Here is an 18,474-nt window from a genome sequence, read left to right on the forward strand (position 1 = left end):
GACCAAGACTATATTGTAAATGAGGTGACAACATGCCCATTACGAATCGATTTTCTACCACCACTAACGGCGCACTCGCTATTACAGGAAACACTTTAGGCTTAAGTAAAATTAGTAACCAAAACCGTGCTGGTACAATCGGGGCAATTGGTGCATTCGCAACTACGAATACTGCTTTACAAGTAACTACTTTTCCTGCTGGTACAACATTAAACTATACACAAAATAGTTCTACCGCTATTTTAAATATCCCTGCTGGCAGTACGATTCTTTACGCAGAACTCGTTTGGGGTGGAAACTATTTATCTCGTGATCAAAACATTACGAGTGTATTAGGAAATCCAGTTTCTTTCACAACACCTGTGTCAACATACTCCATTACCCCTTCAGCTGTTACAGCTTCAAATCAAACTTTCGTTTCTGGATCTGTCACATTTGGATTTTATACACGATCAGCAGATGTAACGTCACTCGTTCAAGCCGCTGGATCTGGATCTTATACAACAGGTTCTGTCCCTGGACTTGTAGATCCTATAGATGCTTCTAATGGAACAATCAATTCGGCTGGATGGACGCTTATTGTCGCTTATCAAAATGGGACATTACCTGCAAGAAACTTAACCATTTACGTAGCTGGTAACCGTGTTTCTGCAGAAACTGGTAGTGCCGATGTTTCTGTTTCAGGATTTTTAACACCTTCAGGAGGACCTGTAAGCGGGCGGTTATTTTTAAGCTCTACCGAAGGAGATGCTGATTTAACCGGGGATCAAGCTTTATTCGGACCAAATTTCAGTTCATTAAATGCTTTATCTGGACCAAACAATGCTATAAATAATTTCTTCGGCTCTCAAGTTAATAATGCTGCAGGAAACTTAGATACAACTGGGACATTTGGAACGCGAAATCAAAGTGCTTCTACAGGTACAAACATCTCCGCTGGAAGACAGGGCTGGGACATTACTTCCATTGACATTTCCTCTTATTTAACAAACTCACAAGTATCCGCCGCAATCCGTTTAACTACTAACGGAGATGCATATATGTTAAATACAGTCGGCTTACAAATTAATATAAACTCCCCAAATATACAAGCAACGAAAAGCGTAAATAAAAGTGTTGCTGCAATTGGAGATATTCTCACTTATACAGTTACTATCCCTAACACCGGACTTCTTCCTGCCAATAACGCTATTTTTATAGATAGTCTACCTAACGGTACTTCTTTTATACCCGGCACTGTAACAGTAGATAACGTACCACAAACAAATGCAAATCCTGCAGCTGGTATATCTCTTGGAACAATTAATAATGGTACTTCTCGCACAGTAACTTTCCAAGCTACTGTCGTTTCTCTTCCAAGTCAAAATCCTATCTCTAACACTGCTAATATTACATTTCAATATACACCCATCGCCGGAGGAACAACCTTTAATGGTCTTGCAACAAGCAACTCTGCTGGAACACAAATTAACCTCGCAGATATTAATGGAACAAAATCAGTTAACAAACTTTTTACCGATATTGGTGAAACATTAACTTACAGTATTGCCTTAGCTAATATAGGAAATATCGCTGCAACGAATATTATATATACGGATCCAATTCCTAGCGGGACTACTTTCATTCCAGGGAGTGTAACTGTGAACGGAGTTACTCAAGCAGGAGCAAATCCCGCTAATGGTATATCAATTGGATCAATTGCCGCAAATTCTACTACTACTATTTCATTTCAAGTATTCGTTCCTTCTATCCCCCAAACAAATCCAATATTAAATAGTGGTACAACAACATATCAATACATTCCTGTACCAAATCAACCTGCAGTAAGCGGAACTGATACGACCAATATCGTATCTACTCAAGTGAATAACGCTACTGTAACTATGGCAAAAGCAGTAGATAAAAATTTTGCAGATATTGGTGATACACTAACGTACACCGTTTCCTTTACAGGTACAGGTAATACAAATGCGAACAATGTTATTTTTACAGATATCATTCCTACTGGAACAACTTTTGTTCTAAACAGTTTAACAATAGATGGCACGACACAAGTGGGCGCAAATCCCGCTACCGGCGTGAACATTGGATCCATCCCAAGCGGCACAACAAAAAATGTTGCATTTCAAGTAGTTGTAAATACAATACCCGCGTCAAATGTCGTATCTAACGGATCAAGCGCTTCTTACCAATATACCGTCAACCCTAGCCAATCACCCGTTACAAAAAACATTTCTTCTAATCTCGTTTCCACTCAAATTAACAATGCGAATGTAACATTAACAAAATCAACTAACAAACAATTTGCCACAATTGGCGAAACGATAAGTTATACAATCCTTATTACAAACAGTGGAAATGCGGCCGCTAATAACGTTCAACTAACAGATCCACTTCCAAATGGAACGATTTTAACATTAGGTTCTGTAACGCTCAATGGCGTTTTACAAAATGTAGATTCTCTCGTTGCTTTACCTATCGGCACAATTCCCGGCGGTGCTACTTTCACCTTATCCTTCCAAGTAACAGTCATTAACATTACTGCACAAAACCCTATCATTAATAACGCTTTCGCCTCTTATATTTACACTGTAAATCCAAGTTTGCCACCGACTTCAAAAACAGCAAATTCTAATTCTGTTACATCAACAATTAGACTAGCAAATCTCCATGCTAATAAATCTGTAGATAAAACGTTTGCGGAAGTTGGCGATGTATTAACTTACACCTTCGCTCTTACTAACGATGGGAATGTTGCAGCGAACAATGTATTACTATCCGATTCAATTGCGAATGGAACCGCTTTTGTACCAAATAGCGTTATAGTTAACGGTGTTACTCAACCAGGCGTTACACCAACTAGCATCAATATTGGTATCATCAATGCTAATACTACAATTACAGCTTCATTCCAAGTAGTAATAACTAGCATTCCAAATCCAAACCCTATTTCAAATAGCGCTTCCATCTCCTATAACTTTATCGTTGATCCAAACACTTCACCTGTAAGTAAGAACACTACTTCAACCACTATATTTACTCAAGTAAACGATGCAAATGTCATTTCAGCCAAAACAGTGGATCGAGAGTTCGCTACCGTAGGGGATATATTAACTTATACTGTTACTTTGACGAATGCAGGAAGTGTTTCTGCTGATAGCCCTACTTTCGTAGATACGAATCCAGACGGTACTACCTTTATTCCAAACACTTTTCTTATTAATGGTGTACTTCAAAATAACGCAGATCCAAATATAGGTGTTCCATTACCTGCCATTCCTGCTAACAGCTCACTTACTGTCTCTTATCAAGTAACCGTCACCTCTTTACCAACACAAAATCCAACATTAAATTCATCTAGTACACAGTATAGCTTTATTTTAAATCCGGGCGATCCACCAACAATAGAAACATCTGTAAGTAACACTGTAAGTACACAAATTAATTTAGCAAATGTCGTTATTGTCAAACAGGTAGATTTAACTATTGCTGATGTTGGGCAACCAATCACATATACACTTGCCCTAGCTAATCCTGGGAATACTCCAGCGAATAATGTAGTTGTTACCGATATACTTCCTCCTGGTACGACTCTCGTACCAAATAGTATTTTTATAGGTGGTGCTTTACAGTTAGGTGCGGATCCAAGCGTTGGTCTTCAAGTTGGTACTATTCCAGCAGGTGGTATTACAACAATTGTCTTCCAAATTAGTGCAAATAGTTTACCTTTACCAAATCCAGTTCAAAACAGCGCTGCACTTCAATATAGCTTTATCGCCGATCCAAATTTACCTGCTGTTGTGAGAAACGCTACTAGTAATATAGTAACTACACAAATTAATACTGCTAATATTGTTGCTACGAAGCTAACAAGCACAAATTTCGCTGATGTTGGTGATGTCATATTATATGCAACTATTTTAACGAATAACGGGAATATCCCTGCTTCTAATGTAACATTTACAGATATCATTCCAGCGGGTACCCTCTTTATTCCTAATACTGTAACGATTAACAATATCCCTATAGCCAATGCAAATCCTGCTAACGGCATTTTTATCGGTACGATAGGAGCGAATGCATCACGTATCGTTTCATTTCAGATTTTCGTACCAAGTATCCCTGCTGTAAATCCGATTACAAATCAATCAGGCACTACATTCCAATACACGTACGATCCATCCAAACCAGTTGTAATGCAGATGATTGCTTCTAACACTGTACAGACAACTATTAATAATGCAACGATTACCGCTGCAAAATCTGCAGATAAACAGTTTGCGAACGTAAATGATATTATTACGTACACGACTACTTTAACAAATAACGGGAACACACTTGCATCAAATGTAATATTTACAGATGTAATTCCAAACGGAACATCGTTTATTCCTAATAGTGTTACTGTAAACGGGAATACACTGCCTAATGTCAATCCAGCAAGCGGAATTGCAATCGACCCAATAAATCCGAATGCCAATACGATCATCTCGTTCCAAGTACAAGTAAATTCTATCCCGAATCCAAATCCAATCCCGAATCAAAGCAATACAACGTACCAGTACGTCGTAGATCCTAACTTACCTCCAGCATCCGCCAATGCGTTAAGTAACGTAATAACAACTCAAATTAATAACGCTACTATTGTCGCTACTAAGTCTGTGAATACACCAACAGCTGCAATTGGTGATATCGTTACCTATACGATTGCAGTAACAAATACAGGTAATACCCCTGCTAGTGCGACTGTTTTAACGGATGGGCTTGGCGCAGGAGCTTCATTTATCCAAAACTCCGTAACTATCAATAATGTTCCACAACCAGGATTAGATCCATCACTTGGTATTCACTTGGCAGATATTTCGCCAGGAGATACTGTATTCATTACTTTTCAAGCACAAATTTTAGCGATACCACCTAGTGGCACATTAACAAATAATGCTCTTGTAAATTATGAATATACCGTGAATCCAAACCAATCTCCTGCTGTTGGTAGCACAATTACAAATACGACGGTTACCCCAATTATTGATGCTACTCTATCTATAAACAAAACTGTCAATTCAACATTTGCTACTATTGGAGATACACTTACTTTCACTTCAACCATTACTAATTCCGGTAATACTACCGCAAACAATGTTATTTTTACAGATTTAATTCCAAATGGAACAACTTTTATTCCAAATAGTTTTACGATAAATGGAACAACCATTCCTAATGCAAACCCACAAAATGGCATCAATATTGGTAACATGAATTCAAATGCATCTGTTACACTCAGTTTTCAAGTAAACATTACAACACTTCCAAACCCTAATCCAATCCCGAATAAATCATCGCTTCAATATAGCTTTATTGTAGATATAAATGAACCGCCAGTTTCACGAACAGTTAAATCTAATAAAACTTTTACACAAGTAAATACTGCTTCTGTTATCGCAACAAAAACTGCAAGCAGTGCTTTTGCTGCTGTTGGAGATACAATTACGTATACAACTACCCTTACCAATAGCGGAAATACTACCGCAAACACACCTGTTTTTATCGATATATTACCACCCGAACTTTCATTCGTTCCTGATAGCGTACAAATTAATACCATCCCACAACTTGGATTTAGACCAGATAGCGGGATTTCTTTAGACTCAATTCCAGTTGGAGGAACGACAACAATTAGCTTTCAAGCTATCGTTGGCTCAATTCCAGCTACTAACCCAACGTTGAACCAATCTAGCACAACATACTCAATCATTGTTGATCCTACCCAGCCGCCGGTGACAGAAACAGCTACAAGTAATCCAACTTTAGTTCAAATTAACGAAGCGATTATCCAAGCAAAGAAAAGTGTAGATCGACTATTTTCTGACGTAGCACCTGGAAATTCATTTTTAACGTATACTGTTTTATTAGAAAATATAGGAAACACAACTGCTACGAATATCATTTTTACAGATCCGATTCCAAATAACGCAGTATTTATAGAAGATAGCGTTCGAGTAGGCGGAGTTTTATTACCTGGGGTAAATCCAGCGAATGGGATACCGATTGGGGATATTATTGCAGGAGATTTTATAAACGTTACCTTCCGTGTGCAAGTAGTTAGCATTCCAAATCCAATTTTCACAATTGGACCAGGCGGACCAAACTCACCGGTTGTAAACGGCGCTTCCATTAATTATCAATTTATGACAGGACCTAATTTACCACTTGTTTCACGAAGTACGACATCTAATTCTGTTTCGACACAAATAAATTCTGGGGAAATTGTGGCAATCAAATCTGTAGATAAAACTTTCGCTACGATTGGCGATACAATTTCTTATACAATTACATTAAGTAACCCTGGAAATGTCACTTCACAAAATATAATTTTCACGGATACTTTACCTGATGGAACGACATTCATATCTGGCACTCTTACAAACGATTCTGGTACACAGCAAATCGGAAATCCAGGTAACGGGATTCAGATTGGAAATATAAATCCAAGTGGAACGGCCATTATTGCTCTCAACGTACTTGTTACAAACATTCCAAGTATAAATCCAATTTCTAATTTTAGTTCTGTACAATTTGCACATGTAGTCGATCCTAGCCAACCTGCCGTAACACAAACGAATATATCTAATGCTGTTTCGACAACAATTAATAGTGCGATATTAACAACCAAAAAAAGTGCTGATAAATCTATCATTTCTGTTGGAGATACGATTACGTATACAACTACTATTACAAATACAGGAAATACGGTAGCAACGAATATAACGTTCACGAGCGCAATTCCAGCTAACACTACCTTTATACCAAACTCAGTCACAATAAATGGGGTTCAGCAATCTGGTGTGCAACCAGCACTTGGAGTAAATATAACCAATATCGCTCCTGGTGAAACCGTAACCGTTACTTTCCAAGTAACTGTTCTTTCTGTTCCCCCTTCCAGTTCAATTATGGGTAATGATACCATTTTATATTCTTATACTGTTGATCCAAACGGAACTCCTGTTACCACTTCTGCTTCAACGAATATTGCTACAAACCCTGTACTAGATGCTATGATAACGATGGTGAAATCTGTAGATCAAACACTTGTAACACTAGGTGGTACCATCACCTATACGACACTTTTGACAAATACCGGTAATACAAGTGCTACTAATATCACTTTCACTGATCTTATACCAAATGGTACAACGTTTATTACTGATAGCGTTACAATAGGTGGTATCACACAAATCGGGCTCAATCCTAATACCGGCATAACGATTGGATCAATTGCCCCTAACAGTTCAATATCTATAGCATTTCAAGTGGCCGCTACTTCTACCCCTGTTCAAAATCCTATTGCCAATTCCGCTACTGCTTCTTACACATTTATAGCTGATCCAAATGCACCAATTGTTTCAAGAAATGTTACTTCAAACACAGTGTTTACTACGATTAATACAGCTAACATTCTTTCATTAAAACAAGTCGATAAATCCTTTAGTCGTATTGGAGACACACTCACTTATACTGTCGTTTTAACAAACAATGGAAACTCATCCGCACAAAATGTTATATTTACAGATACCGTGCCAAGCGTCACTACATTTATTGCAAACACATTTTCTATTAATGGAGTTCCTCAAAGTGGGGCGGATCCATCGAACGGTGTGAATATTGGGACAATAACAGCCGGGACTACAGTAACAGTTTCGTTCCAAGTTACTGTAACATCATTACCAACCAAAAACCCAATTGTAAATTTCTCATCAACATCGTATCAATTAGTCTCACCACCTGATGCAGAAATTTCAATTAGTAATCCTGTTTCAACACAAATTAAGGAAGCCATATTATCTATGACGAAGAATGAAAGTGTATCCTTTGCAGATATCGGGCAAACTACTTTTTACACTACTTCTATTTCGAATATAGGAAATACGGATGCAACGAATATAGTATTCACAGATGTATTACCAAGTGGACTCACATTTGTTCCTAACACATTAACTGTCGATGGCGTTTTACAACCTAACGCGAATCCAAATACAGGTGTATTACTTGCAACACTTCCACCAAATGAAATATATAGTATCGTCTTTCAAGTTAAAGTAAATAGTATTCCCCTTAGTAACCCAGCACCAAATACAGCATCAACGACGTATGAGTTTACTGTTGATCCTGTTAATCCTCCCGCTTCAAGTACAGCTAATTCTAACACTACGCTTCTTCAAATAAACAATGCAAATATTATAAGTACAAAAACGGCAGATCTTACCTTTGCGGATGTTGGTAATACAATAACATTTACACTTAACCTTCCTAATACTGGGAATGCGGCTGCAACTGATGTTACCGTTATCGATATACTTGATAGCAATTTAAGTTTCGTTCCAAATAGTTTCACAGTTAATGGGCAAACCATTCCAAACGCCGATTTATCAACTGGTGTAAATATTGGTTCCATTAATGGTGGTAATACGGCAATCGTTACATTCCAAGCAACTGTTATTACACTTCCAACACTTAATCCCATTTCTAACTCTGCTTCTACCACATATCATTATGTCGTTGATCCTAGCCAGCCACCTATTACAACTTCCAATCAATCTAATACAACGACAACACAAATTAATAGCGCTATCCTTACTGCGCAAAAAAATTCCAATGTATCTACGGTAGATATCGGGCAGGATATTACCTACACCGTTATAATTACAAATAGCGGAGATGTTAGTGCAACGGATGTTATTTTTACCGATCTTATTCCAGACGGAACTTCCTTTGAACCGAATAGTTTTACACTTAATGGAACTAGCATCCCAAATGCGGATATCGTTACAGGCGTTCCAATTGGTGATATCGCGCCAAACGAATCTGCCATTGTAGCATTTCATATTAATGCCAATGAAATTCCACCTATAAATCCAATTACCAATCAAGCTAGCGTTAGCTTTCAACATATCGTTAATCCAGCCAATCCTCCAGTTTCAAAAAACATTACTTCTAACAATGTTACAACAAAAATTGAAAGTGCTATTTTAAACACTATGAAAATAGGAGATAAAGCATTTGCAACGATCGGTGATACAATTACGTATACAACGACTATTACGAACACAGGCAATATTCCAGCTAACAACGTTGTTTTCTCAGACCCTTTACCGACATGGACACAATTTGTTGCAGAATCCGTTGTTGTTGATGGCACTCCATTTTCATCCGCTTCCATTATTGACGGTGTTGGTATAAATACAATCAATCCAAATCAAACTGTAACAATCATATTCCAAGTGCAAATCGTAAGCAATCCAACAACGTTCACACCCGAACTCCAAAACTTAGGATTTGTTAACTTCCAATATAACGTAGGCAATGCATTACAGGCTCAGCCTGGCAACGTGGAAACGAACGTCTTCGTTACTTCTATTAATTCAGCAATACTTTCAGCTGTAAAAACTGCTAGTACAGCCTTTGCGAATATTGGAGACACGATCACTTATACAGTTTTAATTCAAAATAGCGGCAATACGAACGCTACGAATGTAAATTTCTCAGACCTACTTCCAGCAGGAACGACCTTTGTTGAAAATAGTTTTGCTGTAAATGGAAGTACCATTCCAGGTGCAAATCCAAATAACGGAGTTAACATCGGAACCGTTAGTACGAACAGTTCCTTAACCGTTACTTTCCAAGTCATAGTTACATCTACTCCACCTTCAAATCCAATTACAAACGTTGCATCTATTCAATTCGCATTCATTGTTGATCCGGCCTCTCCTCCTGTTACAGGCACAGTAACTTCTAATAGTGCTTCTACACAAATTAATAACGCTACTGTTACAACGATTTTAGAAGCAAATCGAACAATCGTATCTATTGGAGATATAATTACGTACACTGCAACATTAACAAACACTGGAAACTTTCCTGCAAATTCTGTATTACTCATTAATGGAATTCCTGAAGGGGCATTATTTGTTCCAAATAGTGTTACGCTTAACGGGATTTCACTTCCAGATGCAAGTCCAACTCTCGGCATTCCAGTTGGTATTATCGCACCAGGTGATTCTGCTACTATTACGTTCCAATTTCTTGCAAGTTCTATTCCACCGCAAGGGGCAATAATAAATCAAGCACTTACAAATTACACGTATATTGTCGATCCGAGTCAACCTCCAGTTACAGCAACATCCTCATCTAATACGGTGACTACAGCTGTCGTTGATGCATCATTATCCGCAATTAAAAATACAGATTCTCTCGTACAATCTACTAACGGTACAATCACTTACACAATAGTTGTTCAAAATAACGGAAATACAACTGCAAATACAGTTACTTTAACAGATTTAGTCCCAGAAGGTACTGCATTTATTCCGAATAGCGTGACCATTAATAACATCTCAGTTCCAGGTGCCGATCCAAACGTAGGAATACCATTAAACTCCATCGCGTCGTCAGAAATTGTCACCGTCACATTCCAAGTTATCGTTCAATCTATTCCAAGCGTGAATCCAATTTCTAATATAGCCCGTATTGACTATACTTTTATCGCCGATCCAACTGCTCCTATCATCTCTCGAACAATTACTTCGAATCCAGCTTTCACACAAATTTCAGATGCGAATGTTCTTTCTTTAAAAGCAGTCAATGCACAACAAGCAACAACTGGCGACATTTTAACCTACACGATAACACTAGAAAATACCGGAAATATTCCAGCTACGAATCTCATATTTTCAGATACTATTCCAGAAGGTACCACATTCGTAGAAAATAGTTTTACACTTAACGGAACAGCTATACTTGGTGCCAATCCAAATGTAGGTGTTACTTTGCCTACCCTAGCAGCAAACGCTACTCACCTTATTGCGTTCCAAATTCTTATTAACGATCCATTCTCGCAAGAATCGATTACAAATCAATCTAATACAACATATACAATCCAACCAGACCCAGGGCAACCACCTATTACTGAAACATCTACAAGTAATATTGTCATTACAAATTTCGTGCAAGCACAATTGACAATTACAAAAACGTCCAATCCAATAACTGTAGATATCGGTGGAACTATCCTTTATATTTCTGAAGTGAAAAACATCGGTAATGTTGATGCAATAAATATTATTTTCACAGATTCTATTCCAGCCGGGACTACATTCGTTCCCGATAGTGTCACAATTAACGGTGTCCTGCAGCCAGGTGTAAATCCTGAAAACGGAATACCGATTGGAACAATTCCAGCAAACAGTTCCAAAACGATACTATTTCAAGTGCAAACAAATAATCCACCTACTGAAACCGAAATTGCAAATCAATCTTCAGCAACTTACCAATATGTAAGTATTCCTACAGCCCCACCAGTAAATCGCTCTGCAAATTCTAACATTGTTACAACATCACTTCAAAATGCAAATATTATTTCTGTTAAAAGCGCGGATGTAAATTTCATATCAATCGGGCAAATTATTACCTACACAAATACACTACAAAATATAGGAACCGTTCCGGCTAACAATACCGTGTTCATTGATAACATTCCAGAAGGTACTATATTCATTGAAGATAGCTTAGCAATAAATAATGTAACTCAGCCTGGCGCTAATCCTGAAAACGGAGTAGTTCTAGGCACGATACAACCAAATGAAACAGTCACTATTTCATTCCAAGTACAACTTACAAATATATCAGAGGGCAATACAGTCATTAATATTTCAGACACTTCGTACGAATACCAAATTGACCCTAGTTCTCCAATTATTCAGCGTAGATCGTTATCAAATGCAGTAAATACTGAAGTACGGACAGCAAATGTTAGTGCCATTAAATCCGCCAATAGATCCATTACACGTATCGGTCAAATCATCACATATACAGTCGCAGTTACAAACGCTGGTACAATACCTATTATAAATACGCTTCTACTTGACGCAATTGCTGCTGGCACCACATTCGTTCCAAATAGCATCCTTGTAGATGGCGTACCAAGACCTAACGAAAATCCAATTACCGGTATCAATCTTGATATAATTCTTCCAAATAATACGATTATTGTTACGTTCCAAGTAAGCGTAGTCTCTATACCACCACAAAATAACATTAATAATATCGCCGTCATTCACTATGAGTATCAACTAGACCCAAGCTTACCACCAATTTCAGAAACGACCTCTTCCAATACTACAAATATACAATTTATTGATGTTATTCTTATCGCTACAAAATCCGCTAATACAGTATTAGCTAATATTGATGAAACCATTGCATATACAGTACTCATTCAAAATAACGGATCCACTACAACTAACTCCATCTTTTTTACAGATACGATAGAAGATGGAACAGTCTTTATTCCGGGAAGTGTAATAGTTAACAACACTGTATTTCCTGCAGCAGATCCAAATATCGGTTTTTCTATTCCTAATATTGCGTCAAGTCAATCGACAACAATAACATTCCAAGTTTCCGTTACGAATTTACCTGCTGTAAATCCAACACCTAATACTGCAAACATCGTCTACGACTTTATTTTCAATCCTGACTTTGCACCAATTCAAAAATCTACTACTTCCAATACTACTTTCGTTCAAATTAATGATGCTGATATCGTTTCACTAAAAACTGTTGATTTGACTTCTGTAACGATTGGTGACATTTTAACTTATACAACAACTTTAACGAATACAGGGAATACGGATGCTACTGCTGTTGTATTTACAGACAATATCCCTGATGGAACAACCTTTATAGACGGTAGCGTTTTAGTAAATAACATTCCGCAGCTTAATGCCAATCCAAGTAACGGTATACTTGTAGGCACGATTGCTCCTAACGTTACGATCACAGTCACATTTTCCGTTACTGTGGTAGCTCTTCCAGCTAGTGGCCATGTTCAAAATCAAGCAACTTCTCGTTATACAATAAATGGTGAAGAACAAATATCAAGTAGTAATATTACCTTCACTGAAGTTATTTCTGCAAATGTAATTGCAACAAAAACAACACCTATCCAATATGCTGACCTACAAACTATCATCCCTTATACAATTTCCATCACCAATAATGGGAATATACAAGTGGAAAACATTATTGTTACAGATATCATCCCAGCAAATACGAGCTTTATAGAGAATAGTGTTATTGTGAATGGCAACGCTCGTCCAAATGATAATCCACTTAACGGTATACAAATTGATAACATTCCGCCTAATACGACAGCAACTGTTCTATTCCAAGTACGGATTACTTCGATTCCGCAAACAAATCCAATCTCTAACACGAGTACAATTCAATATGAATACACGGTACCAGATCGACCACCTATTACCGAAACTATTATTTCATCAGCTGCCGCAACAGAAATTAATCACGCGAATTTGAATAGTAATAAAGCTGTTGACCTTGCATTTGCAACGGTTGGTGATACGTTAACGTATACGATTACCCTAAATCAAACCGGTAATGTTGCAACAAATGATGTAATCATTCAAGATATTATTCCTCAAGGTACTACGTTTATAGAAAATAGCGTCATTGTAAACGGAGAAACGCTTCTAGGAGTAAATCCAGTAAGCGGCATACCAATTGGTACTATAATTGTTGGTGGAGATGCTATCGCTTCATTCCAAGTTTCTGTGACTTCTATCCCAACACCAAATGAACTCAACAACGAAGCAATTACTACTTTTAACTATATAGTCAACCCAAATAACTTACCTGTTACAAATACGACTACAACAAATACTGTCACAACAACTGTCCAAAATGATAATGTTATTGCTATAAAATCTGCTGATGTCACGAATGCCTTACCTGGTCAAACTTTAACGTATACTATTACGATTACTAATAGTGGAAATGTAACGATTGAAGATCTTCTTGCCATAGATACCGTACCAATAGATACAGCCTTCGTTACTAGCAGTGTTACGATTAACGGAATTAATCAACCTAATGCGAATCCCGAAAACGGTATTATGTTAGGAAACCTTGCTCCTAATGAATCTGCTATTATCACATTCCAAGTAACAATATCTTCTTCAACTACCCAATCTGTAATCAATAATGATGCTTCTGTTTCCTATACTGTTACCATTGATCCGAATGAACCACCTATTACAATTACAAAGCAAACAAACACCGTGACAATCACGATCGTTGATCCAATGGTGAGCATCGAGAAAAACGCTGACAAATCTACTGTCGTTATAGGAGATATTATTACATTCACATTAGAAATATTTAATCATTCACCAATTCCTACAGTAAGTACTTCCGTTTCAGATACGATTCCAGCTGGTACAACATTTATAGAAAACAGCGTAACAATTAACGGTACTCCGGTTCCAAATGTTCGTCCAGACACTGGTATAAATATCGGTTCTTTGTCTGCAGATGCAGTAGCAACTATAACATTCCAAGTTCTCGTAACTTCTATTCCTTCAAACAGTACGATTATCAATTTTGCAACCGTTACAGCCGCTTTTCAATTAACACCACAGGATCCGATTATTACTTTCATTGTTAATTCGAATATTGTTCGTATACCTGTTCAATTTATTACTGCGACAGTCACGAAAAACGCTTCCGTCAGCTCAGCTTATTTAAATCAATATTTTGATTACACGGTGCGTATTACGAATACTTCCGAGATTTCACTTTCAAATATCTCGTTACAAGACACCATTCCAGCAGGTTTACAATTTATAAACGGCACTGTCTTCATTAATGGGGAACGCTCGCCATTAGCGAACCCGAATATCGGTTTCCTAGTCGCTACTAATTTGGAACCGAACGAAACAATTATCGTGTTATTCACAGTACAAGTGATAAGTCCACCTATTCATAATGAATTTAAAAACACAGCAAACGTTTCTTTACAACTTCAAATCTCGCCTACCGATCCACCAATTACAGTAACCGTTACAAGTAACGAAAACATCGTCACCTTTATTCCAGAAAATCCAGATGAAACACTACCAAATTTTAATTGTTTCTTTGACGGTGAACGTTTCATACGCATTACTCCTCGAAATATACGAAATTACTTTTGGACTTGGATTTGGTGGCGTTAATCAAAAAGAAAAAGCTTGTAGTTCGGATAATATCCAACCTACAAGCTTTTTTCATAAACAAAATTATCAATTGCTAGCAGCACTATATGCTACATGTCGTTTCTCAATCCGTTCTTCAATTTCTTTCATATTCTCTTTATTAGTTAGTAGGGATTGTTTATTTTCTATTAATAATTGTTTAAAGGATTTTCTCACTTTTTTTCGCATGTTTATTTTCCTCCTTGGGGGATGGTTTATATAAAAGATAACTTGAAACTTTAATCAATGAAAGGATGTACCCTCACTAATTATTAGCCTACATCAATCGGGCCTTTACAGGGAGTTACTCTTCCATCATCACTCTTTATTCAGCGATAATATTGATATAGAAGTCCCACCGCCCGTTAATGCGGGATAAGGATTTATCTGTGTAGACTTATAATAATTGATTGTTGTGAAATCCATTTGAACTTCACATGAAAATTCCGTTTATTTTCTGACAACTTTGTGAACAAAAAAAGAAAGACCGATTCATTCTAAATCGGTCTTTCTAGTATTTATAACATGTTTATTAATATTTCAGGTCTTCCCCAATTCATTTCGTTACATACAAAGCGTAGTTTTTCTTCGTCCATTGTGTGTAACCCTTCTTCTAACGAACATGAAATTGGAACTTCACAATGAATTTGCGCTAATTGTAAAGAGATATTTAAATTCTCTAAATCACTTTCAATTTTTGTACGCTGCGCTTTCGTTAATGATGCTATATTTTCTAGTACTGCCGATACTGTGCCGTATTCTTGAATAAGCTTATACGCTGTTTTTTCACCAATACCTTTTACGCCTGGATAGTTATCACTCGTATCTCCCATGAAAGCTTTCGCATGGACAATTTGCCAAGGTTCTACACCTTTCTCTTCCATGATTTTTTCCGGTGTGTAATACTCGTAATTTCCAATTCCTTTACGAAGAAGCATAACTGTAACATTCGTATCAACAAGTTGAAGTAAATCTGTATCACCTGTCAAAACATAAACTTCTGCTTCATTGCAATATTGTTTTGCAAGCGTACCAATACAATCATCCGCTTCATAACCTTTCATGCCTATTACAGGCATAGATAATTTCGCAGTCATTTCTTGCACTAAATCAAATTGCGGAATTAATTCTTCTGGCGGTGCTGCACGATTTGCTTTATAATTCGAGAAAGATTCCGTTCTAAATGTCGTACTTCCCATATCCCAGCACGTTACAATGTGCGTTGGTTCGATTGCTTGTGTTGCTGTTAATAAATGCTTCATATAACCATGAATCCCGTTCGTCGGGGTACCATCTTGTCGTTTCATAAATTGTCCGTAGACACTTGTTGCGTAAAAAGCACGAAATAATAGTGCCATACCATCAACTAATAATACTTTTTTCATAATTCCTCTCCTACTAACAAAAAATAATAACCTCACGTTATCACGTAAGGTTATATAAATAGATTACCATTCTACGTTTTTTCAACTTTGTCTATTATACATTGTTTTTATATATTTAGCATCATTAACACATTAAGACGTTCTACTGCAACAAGTATGAAGTATTCCTGAATACGTATTTTTACCTGTTGAAACAACTACAGCCTTTGCATTTCCACCAATAATATTAGTACCTTTAAAACATACATTTTCAAGTTCAAGTGGATTATAGTCTTTCATCCGTTTTAATGGAATAAATCTTTTACGTTCAAGGTGGTAGCAACTTTCAAATTTCTCAACATTTGCATCGTTCCCTGTCAACACAGATTCATTTACCAATAAATCATTTGCATAAATGATACGTACATCTGCCGGTACTATATCACCTTCTGAAAGAAAAATCATATCTCCTGGTACAAGTTCTTGTACTGGTAACTTCATCATTTTCAGTTCGTTATTTAGCCCTGTACTACTAGCACATTCTACTCTAGACACAGTAATTGTTTCACATTGCAATTGATCACGCACATGTTGTTTTGAAAAACCTGGAATCATTCCACTTAACTTCATTATTACTTCTGCAATACGCGCTCTTTTTGAAGTCAATTCATTTCGACCGTATACTTGAATACGTTTTTGCGCCTCTTTCATAGATAATCCGTCTCTTGTTGTTTTAAAATACGCAAATACAGATTTTACATCTCTTGTTGCAATTTCAATTAATAAATCTTTATTTTTTTGAAGCATTGTTTGTTCTTTCATTGATTTTTTACTTTGTTTATATGACGTGTTACCCACAGTTTTGTTTACATATAACATATTATCGTCTCCTCCTTTACAACATAGGAAGAAACGCTTTGTTTCTCAATTTATCCACTTTACCGTGAAAGTGTCTAGCGCTTAATTATGTATATAAACGCTACATTATGATAAATATAGAGGGAGGAACAAGTCGTTTCCTGCCTACATCATATATTTTTGATTTGAAGTATATGGGTAACGGAACCGAGTCAGAATTTGACATGCTCCTCACCTCCTCGTTTATTTTTATAGTTTATATTATGAAATGACTCATAGATTGGTAACAAAAAAGACCCTTACTCATAAGAGAGCAAAGGTCATTGCATACACAAATAAACGATTCCTAATATAATTAGAAATCTACGGACCTCTCCCTCGCCGAGTTTTAGCACTGTATAGCATAGGTTCATTACCAGCTACGTTAAGAAAAACCTTAATTCGATCATTCCTGTTGACCCATTGGCGTCTCTCGACATTTTTGGGCAGTAGCATTTCTCTATACAGGAGCCTCACCTAACAGAGACTTATTTTAATTACATAGAAAATGTTACTCTTATTTAAAATAGATGTCAACACTTTGTATGGAAACTTTTCCTTATTACAGAAAAGCCCTCTCTGTTGTTAGCCTATTTTCTCATATATAGTACAAGTTAGCGAACGAAAAAAACTTACGTATAAAACGTAAGTTTTTAGTAAGTTACACAACCAGCAATTACAATACCAATTGAAAGTGATAAAAACATAAGAAACAGGCCGACTGCTTGATTATCTTCTTCAAGGCTTTTATTTATATTAAAGCGTGGTGTAAGCCACTCAGCTAAATAATAAACAATAATTTGGGCCAAAATACCAACCGCTCCCCACGAAACCATATCCAAAAGTGAAATGGAATTAGCGGCCGTTGAATATAAAACGATAGCTAGCCCGAGTACCCTTCCTCCAAGTACATAACTGACCGCTTTGTTACCCTGAGCCATTAACTTAAATTCTTTCACTTTCGTTGTCACTTCCATAAGGAACAAACCTATACATAAAAGTGCGAGTGATACTGCTAAATATAGTAAAAAATTAATCATTTATTTTCCCCCTTCTTAATACCTACTGGTAAATAATAAGATTCATTTCCTGTAATCTTTTCCCCAGCACGTATACCGATACTGCTCGCT

5 protein-coding genes and 1 riboswitch are annotated in these 18,474 nt (G+C 36.9%); of the genes, 1 reads left to right on the top strand and 4 read right to left on the bottom strand.

What is annotated here, in order from left to right; translation table 11 throughout:
- The first annotated feature begins 32 nt into the window (after positions 1–32).
- A complete protein-coding gene (locus JDS92_RS24225) occupies positions 33–15,065 on the top strand; it encodes a DUF11 domain-containing protein (protein ID WP_199632639.1) in 15,033 nt (5,010 codons plus the stop codon).
- 66 nt (positions 15,066–15,131) lie between these two features.
- Here the strand turns inward: JDS92_RS24225 and JDS92_RS24230 are convergent, their stop codons facing one another.
- The 4 genes from JDS92_RS24230 to JDS92_RS24245 form a co-directional block, all read right to left on the bottom strand.
- Positions 15,132–15,272 (bottom strand): FbpB family small basic protein, encoded by a 141-nt coding sequence (locus tag JDS92_RS24230; RefSeq protein ID WP_001228051.1) that lies wholly within the window; start codon positions 15,270–15,272, stop codon positions 15,132–15,134.
- A 329-nt stretch (positions 15,273–15,601) separates the two neighbouring features.
- Entirely contained in the window at positions 15,602–16,468 is an 867-nt protein-coding gene (locus tag JDS92_RS24235) for a 5'-3' exonuclease (RefSeq protein ID WP_000757079.1), read from the bottom strand.
- Positions 16,469–16,600: 132 nt separating this feature from the next.
- Positions 16,601–17,326: a P-type ATPase actuator domain-containing protein gene (locus JDS92_RS24240; RefSeq protein ID WP_000967618.1), complete on the bottom strand. Its 726-nt coding sequence runs from the start codon at positions 17,324–17,326 to the stop codon at positions 16,601–16,603.
- Positions 17,327–17,670: 344 nt separating this feature from the next.
- Positions 17,671–17,836: riboswitch (M-box (ykoK) riboswitch) on the bottom strand.
- Positions 17,837–17,997: 161 nt separating this feature from the next.
- Entirely contained in the window at positions 17,998–18,384 is a 387-nt protein-coding gene (locus tag JDS92_RS24245; protein ID WP_000606849.1) for a DUF350 domain-containing protein, read from the bottom strand.
- Between the last annotated feature and the right edge of the window lie 90 nt (positions 18,385–18,474).

The sequence above is a fragment of the Bacillus cereus group sp. N12 genome (assembly GCF_016483575.1).
Classification (GTDB): domain Bacteria; phylum Bacillota; class Bacilli; order Bacillales; family Bacillaceae_G; genus Bacillus_A; species Bacillus_A toyonensis.

Excerpts from the sequence above, each read along its gene's own strand:
- JDS92_RS24235 (WP_000757079.1), bottom strand. The coding sequence starts at position 16,468 with ATGAAAAAAGTATTATTAGTTGATGGTATGGCACTATTATTTCGTGCT.
- JDS92_RS24225 (WP_199632639.1), top strand. The coding sequence starts at position 33 with ATGCCCATTACGAATCGATTTTCTACCACCACTAACGGCGCACTCGCT.
- JDS92_RS24240 (WP_000967618.1), bottom strand. The coding sequence starts at position 17,326 with ATGTTATATGTAAACAAAACTGTGGGTAACACGTCATATAAACAAAGT.
- JDS92_RS24245 (WP_000606849.1), bottom strand. The coding sequence starts at position 18,384 with ATGATTAATTTTTTACTATATTTAGCAGTATCACTCGCACTTTTATGT.
- JDS92_RS24230 (WP_001228051.1), bottom strand. The coding sequence starts at position 15,272 with ATGCGAAAAAAAGTGAGAAAATCCTTTAAACAATTATTAATAGAAAAT.